The organism is Curtobacterium sp. Leaf183 (assembly GCF_001424385.1).
Lineage (GTDB): Bacteria > Actinomycetota > Actinomycetes > Actinomycetales > Microbacteriaceae > Curtobacterium.
Window position 1 is genome coordinate 476,059 of record NZ_LMPO01000001.1, and the last position, 17,375, is coordinate 493,433.

The window sequence follows — 17,375 nt, forward strand, 5'->3', positions numbered from 1 at the left end:
CGTGCTTGCCCGACGCGCTACGACCGCGCGGGACGGCGGCGGCCCTCGTGGGACCACGCCGACGACGGCGTCAGACTCGGCGGCAGCAGCCGGGAACGCAGGCGCACCGGCAGGGCGACGGACGCGTCGAGCGCGGCCCGGGCGTCGCGCAGGACCACCACCAGCCGATCACCGTCGACGGAACCCACCGCGGCGTAGCGCTCCTGGTCGATCGCGTCGACGACGGCCTCGAGGTGCCCGATCACCGTCGGGGGCACCGACACCCGGAGCCGCCCGAGGACGGCCCGTGCCGTCCGGGCCACCGCAGCCGCGTCACCCGGTGGTGCGAGTCCCGGCGCGTACCCGTGGTCGGCCACGTCGTCGAGCAGCTCCCGCCACGCGGTGACCGCCGGCGAGCGACCCGCCGCGACGGCCGTCAGTCGTGCCCGGCGTCGGACGGCCCGCACGAGCCCGGGGGCGAGGAGCACCCCGATCGCGACGAGGATCCCGACGAGCAGCCCCCACGGGCCGTTGCCACCACCGGTCGTCGTCGCCGCGCCGGCCTCGGCGGATGCCGACGGGGTCGGGGTGGCCGTGGTCGAGGGGGTGGCCTGGTCCGGGGCGGGCAGGGGCGTCTCGGGATCGGCGGCGGACGGGCTCGCCGACGTCTGCGGCTCCGTGGTCGCGGCCTCGTCCGAGTCCGGCGTCGGCTCGAACGCCACCCAGCCGGCGCCCTTGATGTAGAGCTCCGGCCACGAGTGCAGCTGCCGGTTCGACACGGTGTACTCGCCGTCCTCGGCGGTGCCGCCGGCGCGGTACCCGACGGCGATCCGGGAGGGGATGCCGAGCGTACGGGCCATCACGGCCATGGCGGACGAGAAGTGCACGCAGTACCCCTCGCGCACCTGCAGGAACTTGGCGACGACGTCCATGCTGTCCCCGTCGTAGCCCTGCTCCACCGGCGCCGTCTCGGAGTACGTGAACAGGTCGCTGCGGAACCACTGCTCGAGCGAGCGGGCCTGCTCGTACTCGGTCGCCGCGCTGCCGGCGACCCGCTGTGCCGTGGCCGCGATGCTCTTCGGCAGGTCCTTCGGCAGCTGTCGGTCGGTCCGGAGCTCGGCTGTGGAGGGGGTCGGGTAGCCGCGGCCGTCGAAGTCCGCGAGGCGGCCGGACGCGTCGACGGCGTCGAGGTACGCGTTCGCGAAGGTCGACGCGCCGTACACCTGGTACGTGGCGCCCCGGCGGGTGGCGGGTCCGGTGGAGCGCACGGTGTTCGAGTTGGCCATCCACCGCCACTGGTCGAGCTCGAGGTTCGTCGACTGGGACTCGATCGACACCGCTCCCGCGGGCACCGGCAGGTAGTTGCTCGACAGTCCGGTGATGCGGATCGTCACGTCGCCGCGGCTGGCCAGGCGCGGGTTGATCCCGACCGCCCACTGCTGCTGGTCAGCCGTCGGGGCGTTGCTGGCATCCGTGACGGTCGGGACCCAGTCGCCGGAACCGAAGTCGTCGAGATCGGCGAGCTTCAGGTACTCGGGCTGCCCGTCGGACGTGCGGTAGCGGAACACCTCGAGCTCGTTCGGCCGGCGGAGGTCCTGGCCGAGGTTGAGCAGCGTGCCAGGACGACCGGGCTGGATGGGCGACTGGATGGCACCGGTCACCCCGGAGAGCCAGCTCGCGTTCAACGGCACGATCGACGGCAGTCCCACGGCGACGACCAGCGCGACGGCGCCGACGACCGTCGCCGGCAGGGCGCGTTGCACGGGTCTGACCGACAGCCAGAGGATCGCGAGGAAGGCCAGGCCGGTGACGACCACGAGCCCCGTGCTCGCCGGGGTTCCGGTGACGACGCCCGGGACGATGAGGATCACGAGCGCCGGGGCCGCGGCGAGCGCTGCGGCCGGGGCGACCGTCGCCAGGAAGATCGACGCCGCGGCGACCCAGGCGATCGCGACCGTCACGACCAGTCGGATCGCGTCGGTCTGCGGCAGCGGGGCGGGGTTCAGCCGGATCGCGGCGATCGTCTGCCCGAGTGCCCCGTCCCCGTCGATCCACCCGAGCGGCTGGATGTCGTTGACGAGTGCCGCGGCGCACGAGCTGGCGATGAGCGTCGCGACGAGGGCGATGAAACGGACGCCCGGTGGTCGCTGGCGGACGGCCAGCACGACGCCGACCAGCACGACGACGATCGCGACCGCCGAGGTCCACCAGGCGATGCCCTGCACGAGGGGGCGGAACGCGAGCGCCGCGATGAGCACGGGAACCGGGGCGAGTGCCACGACCCAGGCGGACGGGCCGCGGACGGGTTCGTCGCGCTCGAGGATCTCGCGCACGTCCGCCCGACGACGGTCACCTCCGGCGCGGGCCGACGGCCCGCCGGCCGCGCCACCGCGCCTGCCGGCCGCGCCACCGCGCCCGCCAGCCCCGCCACCGCGTCCGCCGCCGGCACCACCGCGCCCCGTGTCCTGCGTGGTCATCGTGTCGCTCCGGTCCCGGCGACGGGGACCACGAGGGTGCGCCAGCCGCCGCGGTCGAGGATCCCGCGCACCACGGGGTCCGGCGGCACGATCGTGGCCAGGATCCCGCGGCTGGAACCGTTGGTCGAGGAGACGAGCGCTGCGGCCTGTTCCGCCGTGCAGTTGCCCGTGACGACGGCGGTCATGCCGTGCACGTCCCGCCCCCGCACGTCGGGCAGGACGTCGGTGACGACGCGGGCGTCGCTGCGCAGGTGCACCTCGGCCAGCCCGACCAGCACGTCGGTCAGGCCGCCGGCGTCACCCGTGTGCCGCGTGGCGCCGTCGGCGTCGTCCGTGACCAGCACCACGCGCGACGTCCGTGCCGCCAGTGCCCGTGCGACGCTCGCGGCGACCACGACGGCGTGCTCGAACGCCGCGTCGCCGCCGAGGTCGCTCAGCTCGGCGAGGTCGTCCCGACCCAGCTGCTGGTACGACTCGCGCCGCACGTCGAGCGCGATGACGGCCTCGGGCGGCTGCGCCTGGGTCGTCTGCCGGACGTGCAGCTCACCGCGGCGGGCGCTCTGCGCCCAGTGCACGCGACGGATCGGATCCCCCGGTCGGTAGGGACGGAGTTCGCTGTCGTCGGCGGAGCCACCCTGCCCGACGCGGCCTTCGTCGGCGGAGACCGCCCCGGCGAGCGCGCCCGTGTCCACCGCCGACAGCGGGGTCGAGGACGGCACGACCACGACCTCGTCCGGCGCGACGACGGGGCGGTCGATGCGGAGCAGCCCGAAGGGGTCCTCGACGCGGATGGTCACCGGGCCGACGGTCGCGCGCCCGCGGTGCATCGCCAGGGCCTCGACGTCGAACACGGCCGGCGGCACGGACGGGCCGACCTCGACGTACGCCTCGGCCTCGGCCACGCTGGCGAACGCGTCGTCGAGCTGTTCCCGCACGAGCAGGGTCGACCGCGGTCCGAGCGCCATCGTGGCACCACGCAGCGTGACCCGTTCGCGGTAGACCTCACCCACCTGCACCATCGCCCGCGGAGCGACACGGGACCCGCGCAGCGGCGCCGCGACGAGGAACGCCATCACGAACCCCAGGACGACGAGCACCAGGAGCAGCAGTCCGGCCGACACGGCGACGCTCGTGGTGGCGACCAACCCGCCGCCGACCAGGCCGATGCCGACCGCGATGACGGTCCAGCCGCGGGCCGTCGGCCGCGGGAACGGCGTCCGTCGCAGTGCCGCGGTCCCCCGGCGGGTCCACCGCGACAGCGCCGAGCGGGCGGCACCCGCTCGGCGCAGCAACGGCGGGGCCACCGGCGACCGGGCCATCAGGAGCGGACGGGCGCGGCGGTGAAGGGCACGGCCGTCTCGGCGACGACGCGCACGACGATCTCGCGCGCCGTGTCCTCGGCGGAACCACCGAGCCCACGGGCGACCGGCACCAGGCGGTGCGCCAGGACGATCGGCGCCAGTTCGGCGACGTCGTCCGGCGTGACGAAGGGCCGACCGAGCAACGCCGCGTGCGCCCGGGTCGCCTGGGCGAGGTGCAGGGTGGCGCGCGGGCTGGCGCCCAGCAGCAGGTCCGGGTGGGTGCGCGTGGCGCGGACGATCGCGATGACGTAGGCCTCGACGTCGGGCGCGATGTGGACCTGGTGGACGGCCTGCATCATCGCCCGGAGCGTCTGGACGTCGACGACCGGGCGGACGGACTCGAGCGGGTCGCGGGTGCCGCGGGCCGTGAGCATGCGGCGCTCGGCCTCGACGCTCGGGTACCCCATGGCGATGCGGGCCATGAAGCGGTCGCGCTGTGCCTCGGGCAGCGGGTACGTGCCCTCCATGTCGACCGGGTTCTGCGTCGCGACGATCATGAACGGCTGCTCGAGCGGCCGGGTGACGCCGTCCACGGTGACCTGCGACTCGGCCATCGCCTCGAGCAGCGCGGACTGGGTCTTCGGGCTGGTGCGGTTGATCTCGTCGCCGATGACGACGTTCGCGAAGACCGGGCCGGGCGAGAACCGGAAGGTGCCCGAGGACTGGTCGAAGATGTTCACGCCGGTGACGTCGGACGGCAGCATGTCCGAGGTGAACTGGATGCGGTTCACCGACCCGCCCACCGAGGCACCGAGGGCCTTCGCCAGCACGGTCTTGCCGACGCCGGGCACGTCCTCGACGAGCAGGTGCCCCTCGGCGAGCATCACCGTCAGCGCCGTGCGGATGGCGTCGGTCTTGCCGTCCACCACCGTCGCGACTGCGGACATGATCGCCGCACCGGCGTCACGGACCCGGTCGATGGGGAAGGCGAAGTCGGGGGCTTCCGGCACGCAGGTCTCCTCGGTTCGATGTCCGCGCATGCTACATCGGGCCGGTGACAGCACCCGGAGGATGTGTCACCGATGTGCCGTCGGCACCACGGCAGTGGACGGGAGGCGCGGTGCAGGTGCGCAGATCGGCTCACCGGCACCGGGCCTCCCGTCCGTGTCTGGTGGCGGGACCGCGCGTCAGACGCGCCCGCCGTGCGGTGCCAGGGCCGCGTCCGCGGCCAGCAGCACGCGCGCAGCCACGGCGACGCCCTCGTCGCGGCCGAGCTCGGTGTCCTCGTGCTCGATGTTCACCCACATGTCGGGGTCGACCTCGTGCAGGGTCCGCAGGAACTCGGTCCAGTACGCCTGGTCGTGGCCCTTGCCGAGCGCGACGAAGTCCCAGGCGGACGGCTTCGGCCACGCGTTGGCCCACTCGTCGCCGCCCAGGTTCGTCCGCGGCTCGTCCGGCGACAGCCGCCGGAACCCGTTGTCGAGCACGCCGTTGATCGCGGCGTGCGGGTTGATCCGGACGTCCTTCGCGGCGGCGTGGACGACGAGCGGACCGAGGTCACGGACGACGGCCACCGGGTCCATCTGCTGCCAGAACAGGTGCGACGCGTCCAGCTCGACCCCGACGTTGGTCAGTCCGCCGCGCGACACGAGCTCGCGGACCGTGGCCGGGTTGAACACCAGGTTCTGGGGGTGCAGTTCGAGTGCGACCTTGACGTCGTGCTCGCGGGCGAGGGCGTCGATCTCCTGCCAGAACGGCACGGCGATGCTCCACTGGTGCTCGAGCACGTCGAGGGCCGCGGAGTTCCAGGCGTTGACGACCCAGTTCGGCCGGGTACCGCCGGGCTCCCCCGCCGGCAGGCCCGACATCGTCACGACGCGGTCCTGTCCCAGTCGCGCGGCCAGACGGATGCTGCGTCGGACGTCCTCGGCGTGCGCGGGGCCGATCGCGGGGTCCGGGTGCAGCGGGTTGCCGTTGCAGTTGAGGCCCGCGACGGCGACCCCCGTCCCGTCGAACTGCGCCAGGAAGGCGTCCCGTGCTGCGTCGTCCGTGAGGACCGCGTCCATGTCCGGCACGTGCACCGCGGGCAGGAAGCCGCCCGTGTTCAGCTCGATGCCGATGAGGCCGTTGTCCCGGACGGCACGGATCGCGTCGGCGAGGGGGCGGTCGTGGAAGACCGCGTCGTAGAGGCCGAGCTTCATGCGTGCTGCTCCTGTCCCGTGCTCGTGCTCGTGCTCGTGCTCGTGCTCGTGTCGATGGTCTGGGTCGCTCCCCCGGCTGCGGCGGACCGCGCGACCGCGTCGAGGACCTCCATGTTGTGGACGCCCTCCGCGAAGGTGGCGTTGGGCGGCAGCGCGTCATCGGCACCCACGACCTCGTCGAGGAACGCCCGTGCCTGCACCTCGAACATCTGGTTCTGCCCCCAGCCCACCCCGGGTGCGTCCATGGCCATGCCACCGGCGACGTACGGGTGGTCCGGTCCGAGCACCACCTGCCGGTACCCGCCGAGCCGCGAGCCGTCCGACTGCAGGGCGAGGCCGATCTCCGACGGACGCTCCTGGTCCCAGCGGGCGGCACCGTGTTCGCAGAAGACCTCGACGACCAGGCCGTTCGGGTGACCGCACGCCACGCGGGACACCTCGAGCGAGCCGACCGCCGAGCCGTCACCGAAGCGCGCCCCGAACGTGGCGTAGTCGTCGTTCTCGACGGGCGCGGTCTCGCCCGTGACCTGGGCCTGCTGCCCGCGCAGGACGTGTCCCGCGGCGACGGGTCGCTCGGTGATCGTGGTGCTGAAGAGCCCGCCGCGCACGCTCCGGACGTCCCCGGCGAGGAACTCGGCGACGTACGTCAGGTGGGACCCGACGTCGGCGAGCGCCCCCGTGCCCGGTGCCCCGGCGAAGCGCCACGAGAACGGGACGTCCGGCGACGAGCCGTAGTCCGTCCAGTACCGTCCGGACACGTGCAGGACCCGGCCGAGGGTGCCGTCCTCGACGAGCTGTCGGATCGCGGCGAGCCCCGGTGCCCGGCGGTACGTGAAGCCGAGTCGTGCGACCTGGCCTCGCCCGGCAGCAGCGTCCGCGGCCACGACCATGGCGCGGGCGTCCTCGAGCGAGTCCGCCAACGGCTTCTCGCACAGCACGTGCTTGCCGGCGGCCAGCAGCCCCTCGACGATCTCGCGGTGCAACCGGTTGGCGACGACGACGCTCACCACGTCGACGTCGTCGGCCGCGGCGATCGCGCGCCAGTCGGTGTCGTGTCGGGCGTACCCGAAGCGTGCCGCCGTCTCGGCGGCGAGCGGCTCGAAGACGTCGCCGACGGACACCAGCCGCACGGGCGGCAGCGTGGAGCCGAACAGGGACGGGGCGTTCCGCCAGGCTGCCATGTGGGCCTTGCCCGCCATGCCGGCGCCGATGACGGCCACGCCGATGGGGTCGTTGTCGTTGGTGCGCACGAGTGCTCCGTTCACGTCGTCGTGCCGTTGTGCTCTGGAACGTTCCAGAGCATGTGACAGACTGTAGCTCCCAGCCCCCATGTCCTGTCAAGGAGCACGCGTGACGAACCGCAGACCGCCGACGATCATCGACGTCGCCGCGCAGGCCGGGGTCTCGAAGTCGCTGGTCTCGATGGTCATGCGCGACGACCCGGGGGTCTCCGAGCCCCGACGTGCCGCGGTCCTCGCCGCCGCTGCGGACCTGGGGTACCGGCCGAACCGCGCCGCCGCGATCCTGGCCGGCACCCGCACCAGGACGATCGGGGTGGTCATCGACGACTTCCGCAACCCCTGGTACGTGCCGATGCTCGACGGCATCCGCGGCGCGCTCGAACCGCACGGGTTGCGACTGACCCTGGCGGACACGACGGCCAACGCCCACCTGCCGTCCTCGCCGTTCGACGACCTGGTGTCGCTGCGGGTCGACGGCGTGGTGCTCGCCGCCGAGAGCTCCCCCGACCTCGAGGTCCCCGCCGACACCCCGGTCGTCGTCGCCGGCGTCCGGGCGCTGGCGCCCGCCGACGTCGACGTGGTCGCCTCCGACGAGGCCGCCGGCGCCCGCCTGGCGACGGACCACCTGGTCACGCTGGGCCACCGGTCGATCGCGCACCTGAGCGGGACGGGAGGCTCCGCGGCCGCCCGCCGCACGGCCACCGTCGAGCGGATGGTGGCGTCCGGCATCGCGCCGGTGGTCGTCGGCGACGGTGCCACCTCCGAGCAGGCCGGCTACCAGGCGGCACGCTCGGCGCTGACTGAGCACCCCGGGCTGACCGCGGTGTTCGCGGCGAACGACGTCATGGCGATGGGCGCGATGGCGGCGGCGCGCTCCATGGGCCTCCGGGTGCCGGAGGACCTGTCGGTCGTCGGGCACGACGAGACCCCGTTCGCGGGCTCCGGACTGGTCGACCTGACGACGGTGGACCCGCACAACGCCGAGGTCGGTCGGCTCGCCGCCGAACGGCTCGTCGCGCTGATCGGCACGGGCGCCCACCCGACGCCGGACACGACCCTGGTGCCGCCCACGCTCGTGGTCCGGGGGACGACGGCGCCGCCGCGGCAGTGACCGGCGGCGCGTCGACCGCGTGTCGCTGCGCCGCGCGCCGCCCGGCCAGCCATCCCCCCGGGCGCGCGCATCGCGCCCCCGTGCAGACATCGCGCCCCGTTGACCGCGGGCGCGATGTCCGCGCGGGGGCGCGACATCGGCCTCAGTGCGGGCGCGACATCGGCGTCAGTGCGGGAGCGGCATCGTGTCGAGCGACCAGAGCGCGACCCCGTGCAGGCCGAGCTCCGTGGCGAGCGCGGTCCGGACCCGGTACGACCGCGCATCCGACCAGTGCAGCTCGCGCCCGTCGCCGAGCGTGGCCGACCACTCACCGTCCCGCCGCGACCAGGTCGCCGCATCCCCGGCAGCCGAGCGTGCCGCCGCTGGTGAGAGCAGCCGGTCCGCGCCCCCGCCCCACACGTACCCGTAGCCGGCGATGCCGAGGTCGATCCGGTCCGTGGTGAGCCCCTGCCGCTGGGCCGCCCGGACCACCCGTTCGGTCCACGGCAGCGACCCGACCGTGCCGGGGCTGCTCCAGGGCCCGTGCTGGTCGTAGGTCATGAGGACGAACCGGTCGACGTGCTCCATGAGCGCACGGAGGTCGTAGCCCGTGTCGCGGTAGCCCGCGCCGTCCGTCGAGGCCATCACCGCCATCGACACCGTCGCGTCGGGTCCGATGCGGTCGTGCACCGCGGTGCGGACAGCGGCGGCGAAGGAGACGAGGCCGGCTCGGTCCCGGGCGCGCAGGGACTCGAGGTCGATCTGCACGCCGCGCATCCCGGACCGCTCGGCCGCCGTCGCGAGCTGCCGGGCGACCCGCTCGCGGTTCGTCGCCGAGGACAGCAGCGCCGTACCGACCCGCGGTGAGAAGTCCCCGAGCTCCTCGGCGTAGTTGCTCACCAGGAGCTCCGCTGCGGCGCCCCCGCCGTTCGCGGTCGCGGCCAGGGTGTCGAGTCCACCCGGCGGCGTCTCGAGCGTCGCCCCGTCGGACGCGACCGTCATGCCGTCGATGCCGATGGTGCTGGCGAGCGGGACCGCGTCGCGCACCCGGTGCACCGCTCGGCCGCCGGGTTCGACGTAGGCCTCGACCTGCAACCCGGCGGGACCTGCGCACCCGGTCAGCAGCGACGCGGCGACGAGCGCTCCGAGGACGACGAGCGCTGCGCGACGGGACACGTCGACACCGTATCGCGCTGTCGGCGTGCACCTGCGGACCGTCCGAGGGACCCGGGCGACGCGCAGCCGCTCGGACTACTGTCCACGTCAGGTGACCCAGACCCCCGGCCGCTGGAACGATCTCTCGTCCGAAGCCGACCGGAAGTCCTCATGCAAGCACCACCTGTCCGACTCCCTCATGGTCCGGGGTGTCCTCGATGACGCTCCTCGACGGCATCCTCTGGGTCGAGGTCGATGACCGCCACTGGGAGGGCTCGTCGGGGCAGGTGCTCGTCGGGATCGTGTCGTGGGAGGACGGCTACGCGGTGCGGTCCACCGGCGGCGAGGTCCGTGGCACCCACAGCACGCTCGACAGTGCGAAGGCGCAGCTTGAGGGGTGGATCCGGTGGCTCGACTCGAACAGCACTCGCTGAACCCGGACGGCCGCCGCTGACGAGCGGGTGCCCGCGACGACGAAAGCCCCGCTGGACAGCAGCGGGGCTTTCGTGTGTGGCTCGTGTGCGGAGACGGAGGGATTTGAACCCTCGGTCCCCTAAAGGGGACTCCACCTTAGCAGGGTGGTGCACTCGGCCGGACTATGCGACGTCTCCGTGCGCCCTCGCGGACGCAGGCACCACCATACAGGAGGACGCGGGGACTCTCGACTCACCCGCGCTGCGGTGTTCAGCGGCCGGTCCCCCGAAGTGGGGACACGCCGGGGTTGTCCGCTCGTACCCCGAGCCGTAGGGTCATCGGGACGCGGCGATCACGTTCCGGGGCTCGTCCCCGTTGTCGCGACACAGCACCCAGCGTCGCTCCCAGGCCTGGGCCCGGCTCGCCCGATGACCGGCGTCCGCCGAGGAGCGACTCCGCGGGGGCGTGGCCGCGGCCACGCCCCCGCTTCTGCGTCGCGGGGTCGGCCCACGAGCCGAAGGCCTACGAGCCGAACGCCTTCGAACAGGTCTCCTGTGCCGCGGACTGCCCCTGCAGGCCGTCGATCGTGTCCGACGTCGCTGGCGCGGACGGGGCGGCGGTCTCGCCCGACGACGACGGCGACGACGCCGCGGACGACGGGGGCGCGGACGACGGGGGCACCGCCTGTCCGGTCGGAGCGGTGGCGTCCGAGGACGGCGCGGCATCCGACGACGGCGCGTCCGGTGCGGCCTCGGACCCGATGCCTGTGCTGCCCTCGCCCAGCGAGAACGACTGGTCCGCCTTGATCTTGGCGAACAGCTCGTCCGCCAGGGACTGCGTCGGCTGCACCTTCCCCGCGTACACACCCGTCCCGCCGGTGTCGCCCGGGTACTGCACGAAGTTCACCTGGTCGAGCGGCAGGTCCTGCAGCGCCCGGCCCATCTGCACCATCGTCCCGACGTCGTTCAGACTCTGCGACAACTGCATGTTCGAGGCCGCCGCCCGCGCCAGCTTGTACAGAGTGGCGGGCGAGGTCAGGGTCTCGTTCGACTTGACGGTCCGCAGCAACGAGGACAGGAACACCTGCTGACTCGAGATCCGCCCGAGGTCCGACCCGTCACCGACTCCGTGCCGGGTCCGCAGGAACTCGAGCGCCTGCGACCCCTGCAGCGTCGTCGTCCCCGCCGGCAGGTCGAGTCCGGTGTAGCGGTCCTTGATCGGCGACGCGACGCACACGGGCACGCCGCCGATCGCGTTCGACATCTCGATCACGCCGTTGAACGACACCGCCGCGGAGTACTGCACGTCGAGCCCCGTCAGTCCCTGCACCGTCTGCACGACGCAGTTCAGGCCGCCCTCGCCCCAGGCGTCGTTGATCGGCTGCGCTGCCATCGCCGGCGTCGTGCCGGACCCGTCGGGCTTCTCGCAGGCGGGGATCGGCGTGACCAGGTCGCGCGGGATGCTCACCGCCGTCGCGTTCGTGTGGTCGGCTGACACGTGCAGCAGGATGTTGACGTCGTTGAGCGTCGCGTCCCGCTCCCCGTACTGGGTGCCCTGCGCGGGGTCGTTGTCGGTGCCGACGACGAGCATGTTGAAGCCGCCCTGGTACGCACTGAGGGACTCCCCCTCCGCTGCGACCGAGGGCTGCCCCTGGATCTGCACGCCGTCGCCGAGGTCGTCCGTGACCTGCTTCGCCGCGATCGCCGCCACCGAGAACGAACTCACCAGGGCGACGGCGACCACGCCGGACAGCACCTTGGCGACGGTCCCGAAGGGTCGGTGCCGTGGCAGTCGTCCGTGCCGAGCGATCCCGGATGCGCGGTTCAGGCGGTGGGATCGATCACGGACGTCTTCCACGGGCACTCCTGTCGTCGGCGGACACGATGACGGGGGCGGTCCTGCACGCCTCCGTCGGGTCCCGCGCGCGGTCCGGTCGGGTCACGCCGCGGGAACGGCAACCGGACAAGGCTGCCACAGGTCCGCCTGGCGGTTCCGTGTGGATCCCGGGAGCGTCGGGGGCAGCCCGGAGCGTCGGGGTCAGCCAGCGGCGACGGCGCAGGTCTTCTGCTTGGCCGTCTGCCCCGTCACGCCGGACATCTCCTGGGCGGTCGCCGACGAGGTCGGATCCGACGACGCCGGTGGGTCGGTGTCCGGACGGGAGGCCCCCGCCGGCTCGTCCGCGCCGGTCGCGCTGGTCGTGCCCTCGCCCGGGGAGTCGCTGGTCGCGTCCGTCGCACCGCGTCCGGTCGCGCCCGCGTCGAGCCGGAACGGACGGTCGCTACGGACGGCACGCATGAGCTTGCCGGCTGTCGCCCGGTCGGGGACGACCTTGCCCGGGAACGCCGGGTCGGTGACGCTGCCCGGGTACTGCACGAAGGTGACGCGGTCCAGGCCGATGCCGTCGAGTGCCCCGGCCATGTCCACCATCGTCGCCGGGCTCGCGAGCGAGGTCGACAGGGTGATGTTCCTCGACGCGGACCTGGCCAGGCCGTAGAGCTTCGTGGGGTCGCTGAGCGTGCCCTCGCTCTTGACCTTGCGCAGGAGCGACGACAGGAACTGCTGCAGGCTCGAGATCCGCGACAGGTCACTGCCGTCCCCGACGCCGTGTCGGTCCCGCAGGAACGCGAGCGCCGTCGCCCCGGACACCGTGTGCTCGCCGGCGGACAGCTTGAGTCCCGTGTACGGGTCGTCGACCGCGTCCGTGACACAGACCGGCACCCCACCCACGGCGTCCGACATCCGGATGACCCCGGCGAAGCTGACCTGCGCCGCGTAAGGAACGTCCATGCCCGACAGGTGCTCGATCGTCGAGACGACACAGTCCATCCCACCGCGGCCGTACGCCTGGTTGAGCGGGGTGTCGGTCACGGCGGGTGCGCTGCCGCACGCCGGCTGGTCGACGATGAGGTCTCGGGGGAAGCTCACCGCGACGGCCTGGGTGTGGTCGGCGGAGACGTGGAACAGGACGTTCGAGTCGTTGAGCGTGACCCCGCGGTCCCCGTAGGCCTGGCCCTGGGCCGGGTCGTTGTCGGCCCCGATCGCCAGCACGTTGAAGGCACCGTCGGTCGAGGCGCCGTCCCCGATGTCCACGGCACGCTGCTGGAAACCGTGCCCGACGTCGTAGGCGGCATAGGCGGAGAGCGACGTGGCACTCGCGACGGCCACCGCGGCCACGATCCCCACACCGGTCGCCAGGCGCCTCGCCCCGAGCGGACCACGCCCACGACCGTGGCGCGCCCCGCTCACGCGGTACCCCGGGCCGGAGACGACCGACGGCCGACGGCGTGCGTCGAGCAGGTCGTCGAACGCTCCTCCGGTCGCAGTGCCGGTGGACGTCGGGCCGGTGGACGTCGAGCCGCCCGACGACGGGCTGGACGGCGACGAACTGGTCGGCGACGGGCCGGACGGCGACGGACTGGACGGCGACGGACTGGACGGTGACGTGGCGCGGTCTCGGTACGGACCGTCGGGATCGGTCACGGGCGGACTCCCTCCGAGCGGCCTGCGGGCCGGCCACTCGCGGGGGGACGATACCCGAGACCGTGCGAGCGGCCCGGCAACCCGATCGGCTCGGCGTGCCCTGTTCGGGGGCCAGCGATCGGATCACCCCCTGCTCACGCCGACTCCGCCGATCGGAACCGGTCGGGCAGCGCGCTCAGGCAGGTGCCGAGCTGACGCACGAGCTGCCCGCACAGCACCAGGTCGTCCCGCTCGGCGGCGGCGCGGGCACGGTCGAGCAGCCGGAGCCGCTGTCGGCGATCGACGTCCGCGTCGATGCCGTTCGCCAGGGCCACGTCGTCCGTGTAGAAGACGTCGAGCACCGGACGCTGCGCCGCGAGCAGGTCCGCGCTGACCGAGGCCCCGGCCCGTCGCAGCAACCACGCCGCGATCTCGACGAAGGCCCCAGCTTCGGACAGGCAGTCGCGGGTCCAGGCGGGGTCGAAGGACTCGTCCGTGGCGCCCGTGGTGGCCGGGGGCTCGGCGAGCATGGCGCATCCGAGACGGATCCGTTCCTGCATCTGCTCGACCGACCACGGTGCGATGACGACGCCCACGTACCGCTGCACCGACACCAGGCGGAGCGCTTCGAGCGGCACGAGGGCTTCGCGGACAGGGGTGCGCGACACACGCATGTCGTCGGCCAGCGCTTCGAGCCGGAGCCGCTGCCCTCGTCGGTACTCGCCCCGGAGGATCCGCTCCAGCAGCCGGAGGAACACCGCGTCGCGCAGCAGGCTGCGCGGGACGCCCAGCCCGTCGCGCTCCCGCTGCCCGAGCACAGCGGACGCTGTCGTCTCCCCGAACCCCATGGCACCAGCGTCACGCATGGCACCCGCGGCGCCCCCGGTGGTCGACCGATCCGTGGACGCCCGCGCGTCGCGCTGCCCTGTGGAGGACCGGACACCCGTCGACCGCACGTCGCCCGGAGGGCCCCGCGATCACCCCGTCTCGCATCACTGCACTCCCGCTGTCGTGACCCCCGGCGGAGGTCGATGGAGTCAGCGTTGCAGGCCGGGACCCTCACTGCTAAACATTCGGTATTCCGGATGTCAGCGCTTCGCGTCTTCCTTCTTCACGATGACCGAGAGCGGCTGCGTGACGTCCTCCAGCCCCTTCCGCGCGGCGTCGACACCGAAGATCAGCGCCACGACCCCGCCGACGATCATGATGCCGGCACCGAGCAGGTAGCCCCAGAAGAGCGGCTCACGCGAGGACCCGTCGCCGATGAGCGCGCCGTAGATGAGCGGTGCGATCGCGCCGAAGATCTGGGCCAGCGCGAAGAAGTACGAGATCGCCTGCGACCGCAGCTCGAGCGGGAAGATCTCGCTCACGGTCAGGTAGGCGCTCGACGCCCCCGCCGAGGCGAAGAAGAACGAGATGCACCAGAAGACGACCTGCACGGTGGCGGTGATGGCGTCGGCCTGGAACAGGAACGCCGAGACAGCGAGCACCAGTCCGGAGATCAGGTAGGTGCTGAAGATCATCTGTCGACGGCCCCACGTGTCGAACAACCGCCCGAGCAGGATCGGCCCGAGCAGGTTGCCGATCGCGAACGGGAAGAAGTACACGGCGGTCTCCGAGGTCTTGAGCCCGAAGAAGTTCGTGAGCACGAGTGCGTACGTGAAGAAGATCGCGTTGTACAGGAACGCCTGCGTGATCATCATCGTGGCGCCGACCAGCGTGCGCGTCGGGTACTGCTGGAACAGCACCTTGACGATCGTGGTGAAGCGCACGTTGTCCATCGGGGTGACGGTCATCGCCTTGGAGTCGTCGACCTTCTCGAGCGGCTTGCCGGACTCCCGCTCGACCTCGGCCTCGATGCGCGAGACCGTGGCGTCGGCCTCTTCCTCGCGGCCGTGCGTCATGAGCCACCGCGGACTCTCGGGGATGTGCCGCCGCAGGAAGATGATCGCGATGCCGAGCACCGGGCCGAGGAAGAACCCGATCCGCCACCCGATGTTCTCCGCGAAGTGCGCGGTGTCGAGCAGGTAGATGTTCGCGAAGGCGCCGAGCGCGGCACCGCCCCAGTAGGTGCCGTTGATGGCGATGTCGACGTGCCCGCGGTACTTCGCCGGGATCAGCTCGTCGATCGCCGAGTTGATCGCGGCGTACTCGCCGCCGATGCCCAGGCCCGCGATGAAGCGGAACACGGCGAGGAACCAGTAGTCCTGCGCGAACCCCGCGATGCCCGAACCGATGAGGTAGATGGCCAGCGTCAGGATGAAGAGCTTGCGGCGCCCGAGCCGGTCGGACAACCGCCCGAAGACGACGGCACCGATGACCTGTCCGAACAGGTAGACCGTGCCGAGCGACGTCACCTGCTGCGTCGACAGGTTCAGGTCCGCCTGGAACCCGGCGTTCGAGACGATCTGGATCTCGAGCCCGTCCAGGATCCACGAGATGCCGAGTCCCACCACGACACTCCAGTGGAACCGCGTCCACGGCAGCCGGTCCATCCTCGCCGGCACCAGGCTCCTGACCTGTCCGTCCTGCAACCCGTTCGCGGTCGTCATCGCGTCCTGCTCCTCACCCGCCGGAGCTCCGACGCCCGGCACAGATGGAGAACGTACGCCCGGATCGCCGCGGTCGTTCCCGGGCGGAACGAGACGGGCCGGACACGGCGGCCGGTGGACCGGCGCGGAGCCGGATCCCCCTATCCAGATCCGGCTCCGTCGCCGGTGGCGGGCCGACGGCGTGCTGCTCGTCCGGTCGGACCCTGTCCAGCATCATCGCGGCTGCCAGGGCCAGAGACAAGTGTCACGGTGGAACGACACGGGACCGTGACCAGTACCGTGGCAGCGTGCCGATCCAGAGTCCGACCGACCGCATCCTGACGACCCACACCGGCTCGCTCCCCCGGACCCCCGAGCTCAGCGCGCTGCTGGTGGCCCGCGACCAGGGCAAGCCGTACGACCACGACGCCCTGCGCGAGGAGACGGCGGCGGTCCTGGCCCGCACGGTCGACGCGCAGCTCGACGCCGGAATCGACGTGGTGAACGACGGCGAGGTCCCGCGGGTCGGCTTCTCGACCTACATCCGCGAACGCCTGACCGGCTTCGGCGGTGTCGGGCACCGCAAGCCGACCCTGGACTCGCTGAAGTTCCCGGACTACGCGGCCTTCCAGGCGAAGCAAATCGACGAGGGCGCCGAGTTCGCCCGGGTCTGGGACACCCCGGTCGCGCAGGGGCTGCTGCAGTACGACCAGGAGCGGGCCGGCATCCGCGAGGACCTCGACGGCTTCGCGCGCGAACTCGACCGCAACGCCGCCGCGGGCCGCACCCCCGCCGGCACCTTCATCTCGGCAGCGACACCGGGCATCGTCGCCACGACGCTGCTCCTCGACGACGCCAACCCGCACTACGCCGACCACCGCGAGTACGTCTTCGCGCTCGCCGAGCAGCTCCGCGTCGAGTACGAGGAGATCGTCGCGCGCGGGCACGTGCTGCAGCTCGACGCCCCGGACCTGGCGATGGAGCGCGTGATCCACTTCGGCGACGCGAGCCTCGACGAGTTCCTGGCCGCGGTCGACCTGCACGTCGACGCGCTCAACCACGCGTTGCGGAACATCCCGAAGGAGCAGACCCGCCTGCACGTCTGCTACGGCAACTGGCAGGGCCCGCACCAGGACGACGTGCCGGTCGACGTGCTGCTGCCGCACCTGTACCGCGCCGAGGTCGGTGCCTTCAGCATCCCGTTCGGCAACCCCCGGCACGCACACGAGTTCCCGGCGTTCCGCGACCTGCCGCTGCCGGACGGCGCCGTGCTCGTCCCCGGAGTCATCGACGTGACGACGAACTACCTGGAGCACCCGCAGCTCGTCGCGAACCGCATCGTCGAAGCGGCCGAAGCAGTCGGCGACCCGACCCGCGTCGTGGCCGGCACCGACTGCGGGCTCGCGACGTTCGCGAGCTACGAGTTCGTCGCGACGGACGTCGCGTGGGCGAAGCTCCGCGCGCTCACCGAGGGCGCGGAGATCGCGAGCAAGCGCCTGTTCGGCTGACGCCGGCCTCTCGGCGAGA

13 protein-coding genes and 1 tRNA gene are annotated in these 17,375 nt (G+C 72.6%); 3 read left to right on the forward strand and 11 right to left on the reverse strand.

Annotated features, from left to right (window positions below; translation table 11 throughout):
- Positions 1–17: 17 nt before the first annotated feature.
- The 5 genes from ASG04_RS02230 to ASG04_RS02250 all read right to left on the reverse strand — a co-directional run bounded on the left by ASG04_RS02230 (position 18) and on the right by ASG04_RS02250 (position 7,208).
- On the reverse strand, positions 18–2,456 hold the full coding sequence (locus ASG04_RS02230) for a transglutaminaseTgpA domain-containing protein (RefSeq protein WP_056119557.1): 2,439 nt from the start codon (positions 2,454–2,456) through the stop codon (positions 18–20).
- Positions 2,453–3,775 carry a DUF58 domain-containing protein gene (locus ASG04_RS02235; protein ID WP_056119562.1) on the reverse strand — a complete coding sequence of 441 codons (1,323 nt, stop codon included), beginning with the start codon at positions 3,773–3,775 and terminating at the stop codon, positions 2,453–2,455. Before ASG04_RS02235 ends, ASG04_RS02230 begins: the two co-directional genes overlap by 4 nt.
- A complete protein-coding gene (locus tag ASG04_RS02240; protein WP_056119565.1) occupies positions 3,775–4,797 on the reverse strand; it encodes an AAA family ATPase in 1,023 nt (340 codons plus the stop codon). The genes ASG04_RS02235 and ASG04_RS02240 overlap by 1 nt, the downstream gene beginning before the upstream one ends.
- 147 nt (positions 4,798–4,944) lie before the next feature.
- Positions 4,945–5,958 (reverse strand): sugar phosphate isomerase/epimerase family protein, encoded by a 1,014-nt coding sequence (locus ASG04_RS02245; RefSeq protein WP_056119568.1) that lies wholly within the window; start codon positions 5,956–5,958, stop codon positions 4,945–4,947.
- Positions 5,955–7,208: a Gfo/Idh/MocA family protein gene (locus ASG04_RS02250; protein ID WP_268750881.1), complete on the reverse strand. Its 1,254-nt coding sequence runs from the start codon at positions 7,206–7,208 to the stop codon at positions 5,955–5,957. Before ASG04_RS02250 ends, ASG04_RS02245 begins: the two co-directional genes overlap by 4 nt.
- 100 nt (positions 7,209–7,308) lie before the next feature.
- Between ASG04_RS02250 and ASG04_RS02255 the strand changes: the two genes are divergently transcribed.
- Positions 7,309–8,310 (forward strand): LacI family DNA-binding transcriptional regulator, encoded by a 1,002-nt coding sequence (locus tag ASG04_RS02255; RefSeq protein WP_235515402.1) that lies wholly within the window; start codon positions 7,309–7,311, stop codon positions 8,308–8,310.
- A gap of 165 nt (positions 8,311–8,475) precedes the next feature.
- On the opposite strand, the gene ASG04_RS02260 is transcribed toward ASG04_RS02255, so the two are convergent.
- Positions 8,476–9,465, reverse strand: a complete 990-nt coding sequence (locus ASG04_RS02260; protein ID WP_056119574.1) for a glycosyl hydrolase family 18 protein — start codon at positions 9,463–9,465, stop codon at positions 8,476–8,478.
- Between the two features lie 197 nt (positions 9,466–9,662).
- On the opposite strand from ASG04_RS02260, the gene ASG04_RS02265 reads away from it, so the two are divergent.
- A complete protein-coding gene (locus tag ASG04_RS02265; protein ID WP_146245154.1) occupies positions 9,663–9,878 on the forward strand; it encodes a hypothetical protein in 216 nt (71 codons plus the stop codon).
- An 88-nt stretch (positions 9,879–9,966) separates the two neighbouring features.
- On the opposite strand, the gene ASG04_RS02270 is transcribed toward ASG04_RS02265, so the two are convergent.
- The 5 genes from ASG04_RS02270 to ASG04_RS02290 all read right to left on the reverse strand — a co-directional run bounded on the left by ASG04_RS02270 (position 9,967) and on the right by ASG04_RS02290 (position 15,869).
- Positions 9,967–10,055, reverse strand: a tRNA-Ser gene (locus ASG04_RS02270).
- Between the two features lie 325 nt (positions 10,056–10,380).
- A complete protein-coding gene (locus ASG04_RS02275; RefSeq protein WP_235515403.1) occupies positions 10,381–11,613 on the reverse strand; it encodes an LCP family protein in 1,233 nt (410 codons plus the stop codon).
- Positions 11,614–11,895: 282 nt separating this feature from the next.
- Entirely contained in the window at positions 11,896–13,023 is a 1,128-nt protein-coding gene (locus ASG04_RS02280) for an LCP family protein (RefSeq protein ID WP_156463484.1), read from the reverse strand.
- Positions 13,024–13,472: 449 nt separating this feature from the next.
- Complete coding sequence (locus tag ASG04_RS02285; protein ID WP_162241681.1) at positions 13,473–14,165, reverse strand: GntR family transcriptional regulator; 693 nt, start codon at positions 14,163–14,165, stop codon at positions 13,473–13,475.
- Between the two features lie 240 nt (positions 14,166–14,405).
- Positions 14,406–15,869: an MFS transporter gene (locus ASG04_RS02290; RefSeq protein ID WP_056120221.1), complete on the reverse strand. Its 1,464-nt coding sequence runs from the start codon at positions 15,867–15,869 to the stop codon at positions 14,406–14,408.
- A gap of 287 nt (positions 15,870–16,156) precedes the next feature.
- Here ASG04_RS02290 and ASG04_RS02295 point away from each other — a divergent pair, with 287 nt between their 5' ends.
- Positions 16,157–17,356, forward strand: a complete 1,200-nt coding sequence (locus ASG04_RS02295) for a cobalamin-independent methionine synthase II family protein (RefSeq protein ID WP_235515404.1) — start codon at positions 16,157–16,159, stop codon at positions 17,354–17,356.
- Positions 17,357–17,375: the final 19 nt, after the last annotated feature.

Bases quoted from the DNA above. Each gene is read 5' to 3' on its own strand.
- ASG04_RS02230 (WP_056119557.1), bottom strand. From the start codon at position 2,456: ATGACCACGCAGGACACGGGGCGCGGTGGTGCCGGCGGCGGACGCGGT.
- ASG04_RS02235 (WP_056119562.1), bottom strand. From the start codon at position 3,775: ATGGCCCGGTCGCCGGTGGCCCCGCCGTTGCTGCGCCGAGCGGGTGCC.
- ASG04_RS02240 (WP_056119565.1), bottom strand. From the start codon at position 4,797: ATGCGCGGACATCGAACCGAGGAGACCTGCGTGCCGGAAGCCCCCGAC.
- ASG04_RS02290 (WP_056120221.1), bottom strand. From the start codon at position 15,869: ATGACGACCGCGAACGGGTTGCAGGACGGACAGGTCAGGAGCCTGGTG.
- ASG04_RS02265 (WP_146245154.1), top strand. From the start codon at position 9,663: ATGACGCTCCTCGACGGCATCCTCTGGGTCGAGGTCGATGACCGCCAC.
- ASG04_RS02285 (WP_162241681.1), bottom strand. From the start codon at position 14,165: ATGGGGTTCGGGGAGACGACAGCGTCCGCTGTGCTCGGGCAGCGGGAG.
- ASG04_RS02245 (WP_056119568.1), bottom strand. From the start codon at position 5,958: ATGAAGCTCGGCCTCTACGACGCGGTCTTCCACGACCGCCCCCTCGCC.